The following is a 16,057-nucleotide window of genomic DNA, read 5'->3' as shown; positions in this document are numbered from 1 at the left end:
GCTTTTCTAGTTTTTTATTACATATCTTTTAAGCTTCTCCCAATCCTCATAAATAAGCTCCAACAAACTCCGATTATAAAAAATAGAAGCTGGATGAAAGGTCGGAAAAATAGAATATTCTTTTTCTGTCCATACAAATTCTGTACAGCAACTATCTTTCAATTGTTGCACGGGTTGTTTTAACAATTCTCCATGAACATCTGTAATTTTATGATTTTTACCGACTAAACGCTGTAATGCAATATTACCAAGCGTAACGATAACAGGAGGGTCTATATATTCCAACTCATAATCTAATAAAGGTGCATGAGCAAGTATTTCTCCTTGATTTGGTGTTCTATTATACTTTTTCTGTATTTTTTCGCCATTTCGTTCTTTTTTCTCTCGCCATTTATATGGCCTACTCCGGACCGCACTCGTAATATATACTTCTTCCCTTGTAACATGAATACGTTCTAAAAACTCCATTAAATGTTTTCCAGCTCTACCGCTAAACGGAATCCCATTATGAATTTCTGTTTCACCAGGTGCTTCACCAACGAGCATAATTTTGGGGTTTCCAGGGCCTTGTCCACTTAGAAAACCTTCTAGCTGATACGAAGCACTACGCTCTTTCACTTGCTTTACTATATAGTCTGGATATTCCATTATCTCCCCCCTCATCGTATGCTACTTAATTATGATTTCCCTACAATATTTCTTTCATTTTATCCTGTCCATTTATTACAGATAATAAAAAAAGACTATCAAAATTGATAGTCTTTAGTCGTCGCTACGCTGCATACCAGTATATATTAATACAAGACGTAATAATTCAAATACCGCTACAGCTGCAGCTGCTACATATGTTAATGCTGCCGCATTTAATACTTTACGAGCTTGGCCGTACTCATCTGTCGATACGATACCAAGTGCTTCAATTTGTTGCATTGCGCGTTTTGATGCATCAAACTCAACTGGTAATGTAACAAGTTGAAAAACAACACCTGCTGCCATCAAAATAATTCCTAGCAACAATAAACCAGACATTTGTGCAAACACACCAATTAAGACGAAAACCCAAGACATATTCGAGCCAAAATTAGCAACTGGCACTAATGAATGACGAACACGCATGAAATTATAATCTTTTGCATCTTGAATCGCATGCCCTACTTCGTGTGCTGCTACTGCTGTACCAGCAACTGAATGGCCATAATAGTTATCTGTTGATAATCGAACTGTTTTGGCAGTTGGATCATAATGGTCTGATAAATGACCTGGCGTTTCTTCTACAGCTACGTTGTATAATCCGTTTTCATCTAAAATTTTCCGAGCCACTTCTGCTCCTGTCATACCTGATGTTGAATAAACTTGTGAATACTTGCTATAGGCACTACGTACTTTTGACTGTGCATACAACGGTATGATCAAAATGATCGCGAAGTAAATTAAATAAAACATCATGAACCTCCATTGAAGTTTTAATTATAGTACTTCTCATTCTATTTTTTTCTGCCACCATTGTCAATGAATAAACCTTACAATCCGTATCTTTATTTATCCCGCTATTTGTAGACAGTTAGACTCCCACCTCAAAATTCTGCTGGAGCAAAGAAGTTAGGCGGTATATCCACTGCCCGTAAACGCCCGATTGATGAGGGCTAATAATCAATGAGGGATGAACCTCCCCACTGAGTAAAGTTTCACTTTATCGCATTATCTATTTTTAGAATGTACATTACTTTTTCTTTTCTCTCGCTCGCCTTTATACTTTCTCCATCCAACATAAGTTAATGTGAATAAAATAAGTCCTCCAGTAATTGTCATAAACCAAATGAGAGAGGGGGCAATTTCATCTTTTTTTACTGTGTGAAATATCTTTTGCAAATCTCCTTTAATGATTCCTAATTGCATTTGGCCACCTTTCGTTTTTAACATAACGTTACGAAATTCATCCAAATAAGATAAATGAGCATTTACACGTTGCACCTCGTTTTCTGGCAAAGCAATCATTAGGCTTGGGTAAATAATATTAAATTCATTTAAGAATGTATTTAACGTTTGCTGAAACTGTCCAGTATCTTCTTTTTTCATCGCTTTTTCCATTTGAGAAAAAGCATCCATTACTTTCCCTTCTCTTTCCATCCAAAGCGGTTGATATTTCGATACTTGCGCATCAACAGCAAGTTGTAATGCTATCACATTATCAATTTTAACTTGCTTACCTAAATCTTCTTCCGAGAGAGATTGTTTCGCTTTGTCGTAAGCTAAAGAAATGACTCTAATTTGATCTGGTGTTACTTCTTGCTTCTTTTCATTCCCCTTCACTAAAAACTGCTCCGAGAAATATTGTAATACTTGTACTGCTTTTTCATCTTCATTACGCTTCACTAACTGTAACGAGTCGTCTAGCAACCCCGTTAGTTCACTCCACTCTTCAGCATATATACGTAACGGAAACATTATAATTAGAAATGCTATCAATCCAATTAATGTTCTCTTCATCCCGGTCCCCCCTATAACTACTAGTACAAAATATGTGGAATTGGACAAGAATAGAACAGAACTGTCCCGAAAAATATATTATCGTTTTACAAACAAAAAAATTCTCTTTAAGCAGAGAATTTTTCCTTTGAAATCCTTTTCTTTTTTACGAAATATCTATACAAGCTGTAACAAAGTACACTACCACCTAAAATGAATAATAAAATAGCACACGCCGCATGCATAAAAAATTCTTCTGGTAGCATTAAAATAATCGGATCCGATTCAATATCAAACATCCAATAATCGTTACTGAATAACAGCTTATGGAATAATACAAAACTCTTTTCAAAATTAATAGCGATTGGCAACACCAGTGCTATCGGAAATATAATTGTTACAATCGATCCATGCAGTAAAAATTTTTCGTTTTTTCTTTTTAATAAATAAACGCCGCCTATCACTACAATCATAATTGTCGCATACATCACATATTGAATCTTTACTATAATATTTTTAACATCTACAAAATGAATACGACCATTTGTAGACATATCTAATGTCGGTAAATGTAATGCTCCGTCATAAAACGGAGATAAATATGTAATTAGCACATCATAATTTCTCTTAATTTCATCTTTTGTCATATCCGCTAAATCTGGAATGTTTAAAAAATCAATTTCAAAATAATACAGCCATTTTCCATATACAACTGCCATTGTTGCAAGTGCAAAAATAGAAAATGCTATGCTATATGAAACAACTAACGTAATCAATCGATCCAATATTTTTCCACTCTTACTTCTCTTCATTTTCTCCCCCTAAATGTTCACACCATCATAAAGAAAACTGTTTTCGGCGCTCACGTAAGCAATAATAGTATGTGATGCACAGTACGACAATACTTAACCAAAATGTAAAATAACCAATTTTCTCTACAAACAAATGCATAATTCCGTATCTCGGCATTTGCCAAAATAAATAATCAATTGCGTCATTATGTAATGTCCATATACCTGCTACTACAAAATGCCATTTTTTTATACGGTAAAACGGAGCATATAACACTCCCTGCACTGCCATTGCAAAATGCGATAGCATTAACATATACCCCATCAGGCCAATAGGACCTTTTACATAAATCATAACCCCATTTACAACAACAGCCCATACACCATATTTTATTAAAGTTACAATTGCCAGCGCCTCTATTAATCCCCAGTTTCGCTTTACCAAGAAAGCAATTAAAACAAAGACAAAAAAGAGAGTCGCCATAGGACTATCTGGTACAAACGGCCAAAATATAGGTGACGTTTCTTTTAATTGATTTCCATACCATATAAATCCGTAAATTGTACCTAGTATGTTAACAATCAATAAAAATAATAATACTGAGCGTTGTCTTAACATTGCATACAAGTAAACCAAGCTGTATGTCCAACACCTTTCATTCTTTCCTCAAACTCTACTCTATTATATAGTAAACTTTCTGTCATCAAAATAAAAAGCTGACCACAAAATTTGTAGTCAGCTTTTCTATTACTTTTTATTATACTTTGCAACGAATTCCGAAAGCTTTTTCAGTTCTTCATCCGTACCTTTAAATACACCTTTAGGCATGGAACCTTTTCCATCTTTCGCAATTTTAGCGATTTCTTCAGGTTTTAAAGTTAAGTTCTGCAAAGCTGGTGCTGCCGCCCCGCCTTGTAAATTATCACCATGACACGTTAAACAAGTATTTTTTTGCATTAACTTATAGCCGTCATCATTTTTATCAACTGGTGCTGTTTTTACAATTGCGCCTTGTTTCTTTGCGGCTTCCCAGTCGTGGTGTGCTACAGATTCCCAAGTTAAAAAGATAATCGATGCAATTGCTAAAAGCATAAATCCAGTTGCTACAGGACGCTTCAACGGGCGTCTTTCTGGACCTCGATCGAGAAATGGAGCTAACAGTAATGCTCCAAACGCAATCCCTGGCATAATAAACGCTCCAATTACAGTAAATGAACCAGAAGCATAAGAATACTTTAGTAACTGATACAAAAATAAGAAATACCAATCTGGAAGTGGTATATATCCGGCATCTGTCGGATCCGCCATTCTCTCAAGCGGTGACGGATGTGCCACTGTTAAACATAAATAACCGATTAAAAAAACTGCACCAACCATCCATTCTTTTAACAAGAAGTTCGGCCAAAATGCTTCTGTTTTTCCTGGGTATTCAGAATAATCTTTTGGAATATTTGGTTTCCGAGCTACTGGTACTCGAGAATCTCCTACAAATTTCATTCCTTTGCCGCGATGCATAATCTCCCTCCTTTAGTTCTTTCCCCTTTAATTTAGCAATCTCTTATAGTGGACCGGAAATACCTTGTTTGCGAATCATGATGAAGTGGAAGGCCATTAAACCTAGAAGTGCTGCTGGTAAGAAGAAGACATGAATAGCAAAGAAGCGAGTTAATGTTTGAGCGCCAACAATTTCGGAATGACCAGCGAGTAATGTTTTAATATAAGGACCAATGAGCGGCGTTTGCTCTGCGATTTGAATCCCTACTTTCGTAGCAAATAACGCTTTCATATCCCACGGTAATAAATATCCGGTAAAACCAAGACCTAACATAACAAAGAAAATAAGAACACCAACAATCCAGTTTAACTCACGAGGTTTTTTATACGCACCTTGGAAGAAAACTCTGAGTGTATGTAAAAACATCATTACAATTACGAGACTAGCACCCCAGTGGTGCATGCCACGAACAATTTGCCCGTACGCAACTTCATTTTGTAAATAGTAAACAGATTCCCACGCATTTTTAATATCAGGCACATAATACATCGTCAAAAACATTCCAGATAAAATTTGAATTACAGTAACGAAAAAGGTAAGTCCTCCAAAGCAATAAACGAATGCAGAAAAGTGATGTGCCGGGTTTACATGTTCAGGTACTTCATGATCAGCGATATCGCGCCATATCGGTGTAATATCTAAACGTTCATCTACCCAATCATAAATTTTATTTAGCATCTACTTTGCACCCCCTTTTGGCTTCGCTTTTCCTAAATACAGCGTTCCATCTTTCACTTTAGACTCGTACACATCAAGCGGAGCAAGTGGCGGTGTGCCTTTAATGTTCATACCATCTTTTGTATAACGTCCTCCGTGACACGGGCAAAAGAATTGATTCGGATGTGCTTTGTCCGAATTCCAGTTCACTGTACACCCTAAATGTTTACACACTGGAGAAAATGCAACGATGTCTCCGCTTTCATCTTTATGCACCCAAGCAGATTTTGGCTCTTCAGACTTGTACCATCCGTCAACCTGTTTCACCTTAAAGTCGAAACGCTTCGGCTCTGTTGTAATATCCTTTACTTGCGCAACAGCAACCATATCTGTTCCCGCTTCTTTTCTTAACACCGGATCAAGCGCAAATCGCGTCATCGGCATTAAAATACCCGCTGCCATAAAGCCTCCTACTCCTGTAAGTGTGTAATTTAAAAACTGTCTTCTTGACACACGATGTTCTTTCTCGCTCACGAAAATTTCCCCCCTCTATCAGAAATTGTCCCCTCGTGAAAAATAATATAAAAAATAAATACTAGGACACTATCATGATATAATACCCTCATGCACAGGTCAATATCATACTACTCATAATAATAAGAACTTTCTGTTTATTGCTATTTTCCCCATTTTTCTTCTAACATTACCATTATATTTTTTATATGAGCGTGAATGACTTCTCTCTTCGCTTGATCACTAAATTGTTCTAACGCTAATGAGGGTAACCAAAATAAATCCCCCTGTAACTCTTGCATATCTTCTTTCCATGAAAAATCACTTGTAACATAAGCAATATGTTTAAAGCCTTGACTTTGTAAATGATCTGTCCATTCTTGCAAACGAGCTTTTTCATTCTTTTGACTTTCTACTAAATACGTAAATGCAGGTAGTAACAGCACTCTTCCTTTATATTCTCTTTCCAACTCCATACTCAACAATTCAATAAATTCACCTTGTTCTACTACCGTTTTCATTTCTTTTGCTGCTGAAATTGACAAAAGAGGTATTACCCCTGTATCTACATACTCCCTTGCTTGCTCAAACTGTTCCACGTCTTTTACAATCCATTTCACATTTCTTCCCTCCCTCCAGCTAAAATGACAGAACTTTCACTTTATATATATTAAACCATACTAAAAGGGGTAAAAAAAGAAAAACTACCCAAGATAGGTAGTTTTTCTTAAAAAAGTCCGAAATTTGTAAAAATTTAATAATTCAAATAAATCCTATAAAGTCTTTAACTCCGCTGTTAACCTATGAAACGCTTCCTTATCTTGCTTATCCAACGCTTCATCAATTTGTTTCAAAAGACGTTCTCTTCTAAATGAAAATACACTCTCTTCTAAAAATCTCTCTGCAAGTAAACGATCTTTTTCATTTACTTCAATATGCTTTGGTAAATATGGATTGTCTTCTAATACAGCTACATAGTTTGCGTTTTGGAACGATGATTTAAAGTTGAGTTGAATATAAATATCCTCATCTCGATTTAAACGAATATCATGAAACGATTTTTCAGCATCTGTGGTCATAACATTTTGTTTAAAAAAGTGAAACGGTGTGTCTTTCACGCAATTTGCTGACATCACTAAGCCACGCGGACAATATTTTGCATGCTCTACGAAGTGGACTTTATGCATTAATTGGTCGTGACTCATTAAATAATTCAAAATCCATACACATTCACGCTGTTTCAGTTGGTAATTATTCAAAAACCATTTTACAAAATCCTTCTTCTCGTTTACAGAAACAGGGGTATTCATAGCAATTAAGTCCCTCCTCTGTCTTTCTCTTTTCTTTTTAGATTCAAGAAGCGGCATTCAGTTTCCTTCCAACTTATGAAAAATCCTCTAAATTATATAACAACTCTTCAATATGAATTTGTGTCGGGTCTAGTTGTAATAACTGAGTAAACACTTCTTTGGCCTCTTTTCGCATTCCTTCTTCCAATAAGAAATAACCGTACTCTTCCAAGAAGTCTGGATGATTCTTAAAAGAAGTATATGCACTTTCATAGTGCTTTAATGCATCCGAATACATTTCTAATTGTTTTTTTGCAAACGCAAGATCCCAAAGTAGTTGTGTATCTGGCTCTCCGCTATCAATAGCACGCTCTACAACTGTGATTAACTCTTCATACTTTTCTTGTCCTTTTAAAATATATGCATATTTTAATATTGCACCTAAATGTCCTGGATCTAACTCAAGCGCTTTTTGAAGCACTTCCTCTGCCTCTGCTACTTTTCCTAATTTAGCTGCAATGCTCGCTAATTCTACATAAAACGGAACAGCAAGCTCATCTATTTTAATTCCTTCTTGAAGTGTTTCATAGCTTTCTTGCAGCATTCCTTCTTTTTCATAGCTTTTCGCTAAATACATGTATAGTGATGCGTACTCAGGATCTAATTCTTTTAGTTCTTGCCAAGCACCAATTGCTCTTTGATATTCTTCTCCTTGATATAATGTGAAAGCATATCCAAATAAGGAGTGAATATCTTTTTGCTCCTCTAAGCCTGCTTCATAGTAAGAGATCGCTTCTTCCCAGTTTCCAATTGCACTTAACGTTTCTGCGAGACGAAGTGCAATGACAACACCCCCCATTACTTTATGTTCCGCTAATAGCGACTCGTAATAAGTAATTGCCTTTTGTTCTTCACCTTTACTACTATATAATTCTGCTAATCCAAACGTAATAACAGGTTCGTCAGGCATCAATTCTTTCGCCTTTAATAGTTTTTGCTCTGCTACATCATCAAAACCTTGCATTTGGAATAAATCTGCAACAAGCAATAACGATTGAACATATAAATCATCATTTTCTGGAATATCATGAAGTACTTCAATCGCTTCATCTTCTTTATCTAAATCAATATATAATTCTGCTAAAAATACCGTAAATTCACTCTCTTCTGGATATAGCAAGCGTAAATCTTCTGTTATTACTAGCGCCTCATCCGTAAACCCAAGTGTATGATAGTAGCGAGCGATATCATACTTCTCTTCATCATTCGCAACTTGTAATTGTTCTTTTAATAATTGTAATCCTTTTTCCGCTTCACCATTTTCAATATATGACACAGCTTGTTCAAACTTTTGCATAAACGTCTCCTTTAATTCTAAAAAATATTCTCTTCTGTTCATTTACCCCGCTATTAACGGGCAGTAAGACCGCCACCTCAAAATTCAGCTAAGGCAAAGAAGTTAGTTTTGGGATCAACTGCCCGTAAAAGCTCGATTGGTTCAACTAATAATTAGCGGGGGATAAACATCCCCCACTGATTAAAGTTTCACTTTATCATAAGCAACGCACTGTTATAACGCAACCTTTAGAATGAGCATGCTCCTTCTTGTACTTTTTCTTATAGCGTAGCTACTTGTTCAAAAAGTTCGGATGTGACACCGATCCCTCACTACTTTCTATTGTACCGTTTTCTTTCATGACCGTGCAAATAACTTCCCTTATTAATTATGAAGCAACACCAACCAAGCTTTTAGGAGCTGTTCATGCGGGATAAAAAAGACTCCTATAAAAGGAGCCTTCACAATTTCTTAAGAATAGGTTTCTTCTTTCTTAACTTGCTCATTTACAAGCTCTTTCAGTAATTCTATAATTTCATCATTTTCTTCTTTCAATCCGACGGTAATACGAATGCCATCATGTATTCCAAATGCAGCACCAGAACGAACAATATATCCTTTCTTCATTAATCGTTCGAAAGCTTCATTACCAGAAATACCAAGTTTTAAGAAAATGAAATTTGTTTGAGACGGATAATAGAATACGTTATATTCCTTACAAAATGCATAGTATTGATTTAACCCTTCAGCATTTTTTTGCACACAGTCTTGTAAAAATGTTTGATCTTCTAATGCAGCTATTGCTACAGCTTGGGCTACAGTCGATGTATTGAACGGTAACCTTGCTACTTCCAACTGCCCGATTAACTTCGCATCACCAATCGCATATCCAATTCGAAAAGCAGCTAAGCCATATGCTTTTGAAAATGTACGTAATACCATAAGATTTTCATATTTTTCAAGAAGTGGCAATGTTTGCGGATAGTCTTTTGCTTCCGCATATTCATAATATGCTTCATCCATAATAACGAGCGCTGACTTAGGTACTGATTCTAAAAATGAAAGTAATTTTTGTTTCTCTACATATGTACCTGTCGGGTTATTCGGATTACAAATCCACACAATCTTCGTTTTATCATCTACTTGTTGTAACATTGCATCTAAATCGTGAATGCCATCTTTAAGTGATACTTCACGAACTTCTGCCCCTTCAATAACAGCATGGTGATGGTATTGCGAGAATGTAGGATTCGCCATTACAACATTTGTTCCTTCATGTAGTAAGGCACGGCTAATCATTTGAATAACTTCATCTAACCCACTACCAAATAACAGTTGTTCCGCTTTTACACCTAAATGATCAGCTACTTTTGTCCGAAGTTCAAAAGCATATCCATCTGGATAAAGAGCGTATTGACTCACTAATGATGTTAACGCTTCTGTCACATTTGTAGAACAACCGAATGGATTTTCGTTCGATGCTAATTTCACAATTTTTGATAATCCATATTCTCTTTTTACTTCTTCAATATTTTTCCCAGGTACATATGCTCTCAAAGTTAACAATTGCTCTTTCACTCTCATTTTTCTTCCCCCAGTCATTTTATTGAATTCGATTACAGTAAGTGATTATAATCCCTTACTGTAATCTTTTATCATAACCGTCACTATTACGAAAACATCTCTAAATAAGCACTTCATAACTGTTCCCTATATTTTTAAGCCATATCCTTTTGAAATGCTTCTAACGCAATATGAACAGTCTCATCAGGAATAGATACGACGTTCACCACCCCATATTCCTGCATAAGTACCATATGAATTGTTCCAGCATTTGCTTTCTTATCTTGTTTCATCAGTTGAACGAGGCGCTCTACATTCAAATCGCTTGGCATTTTTGGATAGCCGTATTGCAAGAACCACTGCTTTATCTCTTCATAAGCAAGATCAACTTTATACACTTGCTCACTTAAAAATAAAGCAAATAACATCCCAACTGCTACTCCGTCACCGTGAGTAATATTTCCATATCCAATCTCTTTTTCAAGAGCATGCCCTAGCGTATGTCCAAAGTTCAAATGAGCACGTACACCTTTTTCTGTTTCATCTTGCGATACAATATTTGCTTTTATAGGAATCGCCTTCATTAATATGTGAATTAACTTCTCATCACGAAGATCCGCCAATGTTTGCACTTCTTCTTTTAACCAATGATACAGTTCAACATCACCAATCAAAGCATGTTTTATCACTTCTGCAAAACCTGAACGCCATTCTTTTTCAGGAAGAGAGTATAAAAATGGTGTATGATATACAACCGCTTCTGGCTGATGGAATGCACCAATCATATTCTTCCCTAACGGATGGTTAATTGCTACTTTCCCGCCTACTGCACTATCGTGAGCTAATAAAGTCGTTGGAACTTGGACAAAGCGAATGCCACGCATAAACGACGCAGCAACAAAACCAGCCAAATCTCCAATCATTCCGCCTCCAAGTGCGATAATTAAAGAATTTCTATCTAATTTATTTTCAAGAGCTGACGTATGAGCCGCATAGAAATTTTCAAAAGACTTCTCTTTTTCACCACTCGGTACAACGAATGAAAATACTTCTTGCTCTACTTGCAATGCATTCACAACTGTCTGTAAATGTAAAGATGCAACAACTTCATCTGAAATGATCATTACGTTAGATACAACTGGCTGCATATTTTGAACAAATGTTGTCAAATGTAATAATGCCTCTTTCCCAACATGTACATCATATTCTTTTGATTTCGTTTGAATATGTATGTTTTCCATTAAAATCCCCTCGCATATTCATTATGTTTCTCCATATTTTCACGAATAAGATCCATACGATCTAATCCAAATTGTTCTATTAAAGCCGTCGCTAATTCCCAAGCCACAACAGCTTCTGCAACGACACTAGCTGCTGGTACAGCACAACTATCTGAACGTTCAATGCTTGCTGTAAAAGGTTCTTTCGTATCAATATCCACACTTTGAAGAGGTTTATATAGTGTAGGTATCGGTTTCATCACACCGCGCACAACAATTGGCATTCCAGTCGTCATACCGCCTTCTAATCCACCTGCATGATTCGTTCTTCGTGTATATCCACGTGCTTCATTCCACAGAATTTCATCATGAACTTCACTTCCGGGTCTATGCGCTGCTTCAAAACCAATTCCAATCTCAACACCTTTAAAGGCATTAATGCTCATAATCGCGGCTGCTAATTTCGCATCCAGTTTTCGATCATAATGCACATAACTTCCTACTCCAATTGGCATTCCTTCCACAATTACTTCAACGATGCCACCGATTGAATCACCATTTGCTTTCGCATCATCAATTGCTTTTATCATTTGGTTGCCAGCTTCTTCATCTAAACAACGTACAGGTGATGCTTCTGTAATACTTTTTAATTCTTCAATTGAACGATACGTAATCTCCTTAGCTTGTACACCGCCAATTTCAATTACATGGCCTGCCACTGTAATACCAAGTTCCGCTAACACTTTTTTAGCAACCGCACCAGCAGCAACACGCACTGTCGTTTCGCGTGCTGAAGAACGTTCAAGTACATTTCTCATATCTCTATGACCATATTTAATCGCACCATTTAAATCAGCATGTCCAGGTCTTGGTTTTGTTACTTTCCTCTTCATTTCTTTTTCTTCTTGTTCCGTTAACGACTCTGCACCCATAATTTTTGTCCAGTGTGCAAAATCACGATTTTCAACAACAAGTGCAATTGGAGAACCTAATGTCTCTCCATGTCTAACACCACTTGCAATTTGCACTTGATCTGTTTCAATTTGCATGCGTCTACCACGCCCATATCCCTTTTGCCTTCTAGCTAACTCTTCATTTATATCATCCGCTACTAAAGGCAGTCCTGCTGGAATACCTTCTATAATCGTTGTAAGTTGTGGACCATGAGATTCACCAGCTGTAATATATCGCATACGTTATTCCTCTTTTCGTATATGTATTTATCTCGCTATATTAAGCAATGATATTATCTTTCATTACTCTAAAAATATGAAAGAAATTATATGATTGATCAGCCATTCGCTTATTCTCCGATAGGCCTTTTACTTTACATATCAATATATCATAACCGCTCTAACTTCGTAACTAATCCAAATAAAAAAAGTGCAAGAAGAATACCCCTATTCTTCTTGCACTTTTTACTATTATCACAGTGATTAAAGCGTTTACAAATTATTTCAAAATAATTAGTAAATCCATTCATTCATTAATTTTGAGTAGTCTACCAATTCTTCTTCTTTAAAGAAAATAGCAATCTCGCGCTCTGCGCTTTCTAAAGAATCAGAACCGTGGATAATGTTTTTCGCAACAGTTACACCGAAATCTCCACGAATTGTTCCAGGAGCCGCTTCATGTGGTCTTGTTTTACCCATCATATTACGAGCTGTATCTACTACACCTTCACCTTGCCATACCATTGCAAATACAGGTCCAGATGTAATAAAGTCTACTAATTCACCAAAGAAAGGTTTTTCCTTATGCTCACCGTAGTGTTGTCCAGCAATTTCCGGAGTGACTTGCATTAATTTTGCACCAACTAATTGAAAGCCCTTTTTCTCAAAACGAGCTACAATTTCCCCAATGAAGGCACGTTGTACACCGTCTGGTTTTACCATTAGAAATGTTTTTTCCATAAAAAATCTCTCCACTTCTGAATTATGTATGTAATTGTATATCCCCACACACATATTAACACCCTTATCACAATTGTGCAATAGTTTTGAAATAGAGAGATTATTTTATTTTTTAGAATAAACACTAAAATTTTCGTTTTCCAATATACTTTGCAACATTTTGTAATGCATACTTTGCTTGCCCACGTGGGAGTGGTTTTATTATTTCCAATGCTTTATGTAAATAACGTTCGCTAAACGCAAATGCTTGATCAATAGCTGTACTATTTTTTACAGCATCAATAATTTCTTTCATTTCACTTGCTGTTGTATTTTCATGTACAGAAGTGATTTTCTTGCGGAGTATTGGATCTTCCATCGCATATAAAGCAGGCAGCGTAATATTTCCTTGTAGTAAGTCACCACCAGCAGGTTTTCCAAGTTTCTCTTCTGTTGAAACGAAATCTAAAATGTCATCAATAATTTGATAAGACATTCCTACGAAATACCCATACCAAAACAAACGATTTACCATATCACGATTAGCACCAGCAGCAATCGCCCCTAGCTGACAACTCGCAGCAATTAATAATGCTGTTTTTCGCTTTATCCTTCTTAAATACGTTCGTAAATTTTGGTCATAGTTATATTTATCTTTAATTTGTTCAATTTCACCTTTACATACTTCTAAAATTGTATGCGACAGTGCCTGATGCGCCTCTGGAATTTCGATATTTGTTACACATTCAAGAGACTTAGCAAACAGATAATCTCCTGTATACATTGCAATACGATCTCCCCATTTCGCATTCACAGTCGCACTACCGCGTCGTAAAAACGCTGCATCAATAACGTCATCGTGAACGAGAGAAGCCATATGAATAAGTTCCAACGCAACAGCGACGTGCTTAATTGCGTCTAACTTATAATCCCCGAATTTCCCTGCAAGCAACACGAATACAGGACGAATTCGCTTCCCACCAGCTTCAATGAGTTGTAATGCCGCCTCTTCTACTAATGGCTGTTCAGAAGCAACTGTCTTTTTTAATTCTTTTTCTATTACATTAATATCCGATCGTAAAAAAGAGTACATAAGTTGTAACTTCATATTGTTCACCTTAACCTAAAACTTCTTTTTTCTATTTTGATTCTGGTTTCATACCTAAATGCATCGCTGCTACTCCAAAAGTAAATGGTTTCACTTGTACACGTTCAAGTCCAGCTTCCTCAAACATTTGAGCCAATTCTTTCATCCCTGGGAATGTACTAGCGGATTCTTGAAGCCATGAATATTCTTTATAGCTTTTCGCAAACATCTTTCCAAATAACGGCATGATATATTTAAAGTATAAAATATACCCTTGTCGAAAACCAATCATTGTTGGTTGCGATGTTTCTAGGCAGATTACTTTACCACCTGGTTTTACTACACGTGTCATTTCTTTTAATACGTGTAAATAATCTGGTACGTTACGTAAACCAAATCCAATCGTTACATAATCAAATGTATGATCTTCAAATGGAAGTTCCATTGCATTTCCATGTAGAAGTTCTACTTGTTTTAATTGTAACGCCTCTACCTTTTGTTTACCGACAGATAACATGTTTTCACTGAAGTCTAGGCCAACAACCTTCCCCTGCTCACCTACAGCTCCTGCTAGCGCAATTGTCCAATCCGCTGTCCCGCAGCACACATCAAGCGCTTTACTGCCAGGTTTTACATCCATAATACGCATCGTCTCTTTACGCCATGCTTTATGTCTTTGAAAACTAATTACAGAATTCATCACATCGTATTTATCTGAAATTTTCTCAAATACATCATGTACTCTTTCTTCTTTTGATTGTTGCATGCTCGTACCTTCTTCCAATGTAAAATTGCTTATGTCTTCGATTTATCTCTTAACACAGAATTTATTTCACTTATGTCTGTGTGATCTTCTAAAAATTGATCTTCTTTCTTTCGTAATTCCATCATCCATTCATTAATAACTGTTTCTGCATCAGCTTTATCCCCTAAAGCCTCTTGCACTGCTTGAAAAACAGGTGAATGTTGTTTATCAGCATACAGTTGACATTCTTTTTGGAGACGATTTTTCCCTAATACATACGTTATAAATGGTTTCCAATGTGATAAATGGAAATGATCACATGTTTTTTGAAGGAGCGCAGATTCAATCGTTACTACACTCTCCATTATGTTATCCATCTTGTCATGCGCTTTTTGGTATAGCATAATTTTATGTTCATTAATCTCTTTAATTCCTTCAGCAAGCGCGCGAATTAAAACAATATCACGATTCATAGACAATAAGTAATAATATAGCCCACTATAGTAATCACCTGCAAGTACTGTTAACTGGCGGCGTTTATGCGATTCAATCGCTTCTTCCCCCGCTTTGTTTGATACTCTTTCATGTGTATCAAGCGCAATTTGCACAAGCATAATCGTTACTACATAATGCTCAATTTGTTCTATATGTAAATTTTCACTTTTTAAAGCTCCATATAACAATGCTATTTTCTCTTCATCAATACATGGTTCTTCAATATAGTTTATAAAATAAGGATGGCGTAATTTCTCCATCAATTTCTCTTTTATACCCGCATACCCTCCGTAGATGTCACACACAAAAAATCACCCTTGTTTTCTAATTCATAAAACTTATTATAACACATACATTCTATTTTCTATAACCAAAACTTGGCTACACCTTCCATTGATGTAAGCAATCTTTCTATTCTCACTCTGCCCAACTAACACTATATCATTT

The 16,057-nt window shown here is 36.2% G+C and carries 18 protein-coding genes; all 18 read right to left on the bottom strand.

Translation table 11 applies throughout. The annotated features are described in order from the left end of the window. Window positions 1-6: 6 nt before the first annotated feature. Window positions 7-648, bottom strand: coding sequence for a uracil-DNA glycosylase (locus tag JDS92_RS07450; RefSeq protein WP_097957069.1), 642 nt, complete (start codon window positions 646-648; stop codon window positions 7-9). A gap of 114 nt (window positions 649-762) precedes the next feature. Then, window positions 763-1,443, bottom strand: coding sequence for a zinc metallopeptidase (locus JDS92_RS07445; RefSeq protein WP_000499539.1), 681 nt, complete (start codon window positions 1,441-1,443; stop codon window positions 763-765). A 255-nt stretch (window positions 1,444-1,698) separates the two neighbouring features. Continuing rightward, the gene (gene ypjB, locus JDS92_RS07440; RefSeq protein ID WP_000831603.1) at window positions 1,699-2,487 is read right to left on the bottom strand and encodes a sporulation protein YpjB; all 789 of its coding nucleotides are present in this window, start codon (window positions 2,485-2,487) and stop codon (window positions 1,699-1,701) included. Window positions 2,488-2,594: 107 nt separating this feature from the next. Beyond that, entirely contained in the window at window positions 2,595-3,278 is a 684-nt protein-coding gene (lit, locus tag JDS92_RS07435; RefSeq protein ID WP_199631734.1) for a lipoprotein intramolecular transacylase Lit, read from the bottom strand. A gap of 25 nt (window positions 3,279-3,303) precedes the next feature. Then, entirely contained in the window at window positions 3,304-3,894 is a 591-nt protein-coding gene (gene lhaT / locus JDS92_RS07430) for a lipoprotein heptaprenylglyceryl N-acetyltransferase LhaT (RefSeq protein WP_106080500.1), read from the bottom strand. 111 nt (window positions 3,895-4,005) lie between these two features. Continuing rightward, window positions 4,006-4,773 (bottom strand): menaquinol-cytochrome c reductase cytochrome b/c subunit, encoded by a 768-nt coding sequence (gene qcrC / locus JDS92_RS07425; RefSeq protein WP_000554601.1) that lies wholly within the window; start codon window positions 4,771-4,773, stop codon window positions 4,006-4,008. A 43-nt stretch (window positions 4,774-4,816) separates the two neighbouring features. Further along, a complete protein-coding gene (qcrB, locus tag JDS92_RS07420; RefSeq protein ID WP_000932700.1) occupies window positions 4,817-5,491 on the bottom strand; it encodes a menaquinol-cytochrome c reductase cytochrome b subunit in 675 nt (224 codons plus the stop codon). Continuing rightward, the gene (qcrA, locus tag JDS92_RS07415) at window positions 5,492-6,004 is read right to left on the bottom strand and encodes a menaquinol-cytochrome c reductase iron-sulfur subunit (protein WP_001290419.1); all 513 of its coding nucleotides are present in this window, start codon (window positions 6,002-6,004) and stop codon (window positions 5,492-5,494) included. It abuts the gene before it with no gap. A 143-nt stretch (window positions 6,005-6,147) separates the two neighbouring features. After that, window positions 6,148-6,603: a YpiF family protein gene (locus tag JDS92_RS07410; RefSeq protein ID WP_000871316.1), complete on the bottom strand. Its 456-nt coding sequence runs from the start codon at window positions 6,601-6,603 to the stop codon at window positions 6,148-6,150. A gap of 153 nt (window positions 6,604-6,756) precedes the next feature. Continuing rightward, window positions 6,757-7,293 carry a ReoY family proteolytic degradation factor gene (locus tag JDS92_RS07405; protein ID WP_001095919.1) on the bottom strand — a complete coding sequence of 179 codons (537 nt, stop codon included), beginning with the start codon at window positions 7,291-7,293 and terminating at the stop codon, window positions 6,757-6,759. A 73-nt stretch (window positions 7,294-7,366) separates the two neighbouring features. After that, a complete protein-coding gene (locus tag JDS92_RS07400) occupies window positions 7,367-8,629 on the bottom strand; it encodes a tetratricopeptide repeat protein (protein WP_087970169.1) in 1,263 nt (420 codons plus the stop codon). 450 nt (window positions 8,630-9,079) lie between these two features. Next, window positions 9,080-10,192, bottom strand: a complete 1,113-nt coding sequence (gene hisC, locus JDS92_RS07395) for a histidinol-phosphate transaminase (RefSeq protein WP_001264040.1) — start codon at window positions 10,190-10,192, stop codon at window positions 9,080-9,082. Between the two features lie 134 nt (window positions 10,193-10,326). Next, window positions 10,327-11,412 (bottom strand): 3-dehydroquinate synthase, encoded by a 1,086-nt coding sequence (gene aroB, locus JDS92_RS07390; protein ID WP_000427688.1) that lies wholly within the window; start codon window positions 11,410-11,412, stop codon window positions 10,327-10,329. Continuing rightward, complete coding sequence (aroC, locus tag JDS92_RS07385; RefSeq protein WP_001269353.1) at window positions 11,412-12,584, bottom strand: chorismate synthase; 1,173 nt, start codon at window positions 12,582-12,584, stop codon at window positions 11,412-11,414. Before aroC ends, aroB begins: the two co-directional genes overlap by 1 nt. Before the next feature lie 273 nt (window positions 12,585-12,857). Then, window positions 12,858-13,304: a nucleoside-diphosphate kinase gene (ndk, locus tag JDS92_RS07380; RefSeq protein WP_000415890.1), complete on the bottom strand. Its 447-nt coding sequence runs from the start codon at window positions 13,302-13,304 to the stop codon at window positions 12,858-12,860. A gap of 124 nt (window positions 13,305-13,428) precedes the next feature. Then, window positions 13,429-14,391, bottom strand: a complete 963-nt coding sequence (hepT, locus tag JDS92_RS07375) for a heptaprenyl diphosphate synthase component II (protein ID WP_000776088.1) — start codon at window positions 14,389-14,391, stop codon at window positions 13,429-13,431. Window positions 14,392-14,422: 31 nt separating this feature from the next. Further along, a complete protein-coding gene (gene menG, locus JDS92_RS07370; RefSeq protein ID WP_001187664.1) occupies window positions 14,423-15,136 on the bottom strand; it encodes a 2-heptaprenyl-1,4-naphthoquinone methyltransferase in 714 nt (237 codons plus the stop codon). A 29-nt stretch (window positions 15,137-15,165) separates the two neighbouring features. Next, entirely contained in the window at window positions 15,166-15,915 is a 750-nt protein-coding gene (locus JDS92_RS07365; protein WP_000332836.1) for a heptaprenyl diphosphate synthase component 1, read from the bottom strand. Window positions 15,916-16,057 lie beyond the last annotated feature (142 nt).

The organism is Bacillus cereus group sp. N12 (genome assembly GCF_016483575.1).
GTDB classification, from domain to species: domain Bacteria; phylum Bacillota; class Bacilli; order Bacillales; family Bacillaceae_G; genus Bacillus_A; species Bacillus_A toyonensis.
This window is presented reverse-complemented; position numbering and strand designations above follow the sequence as displayed.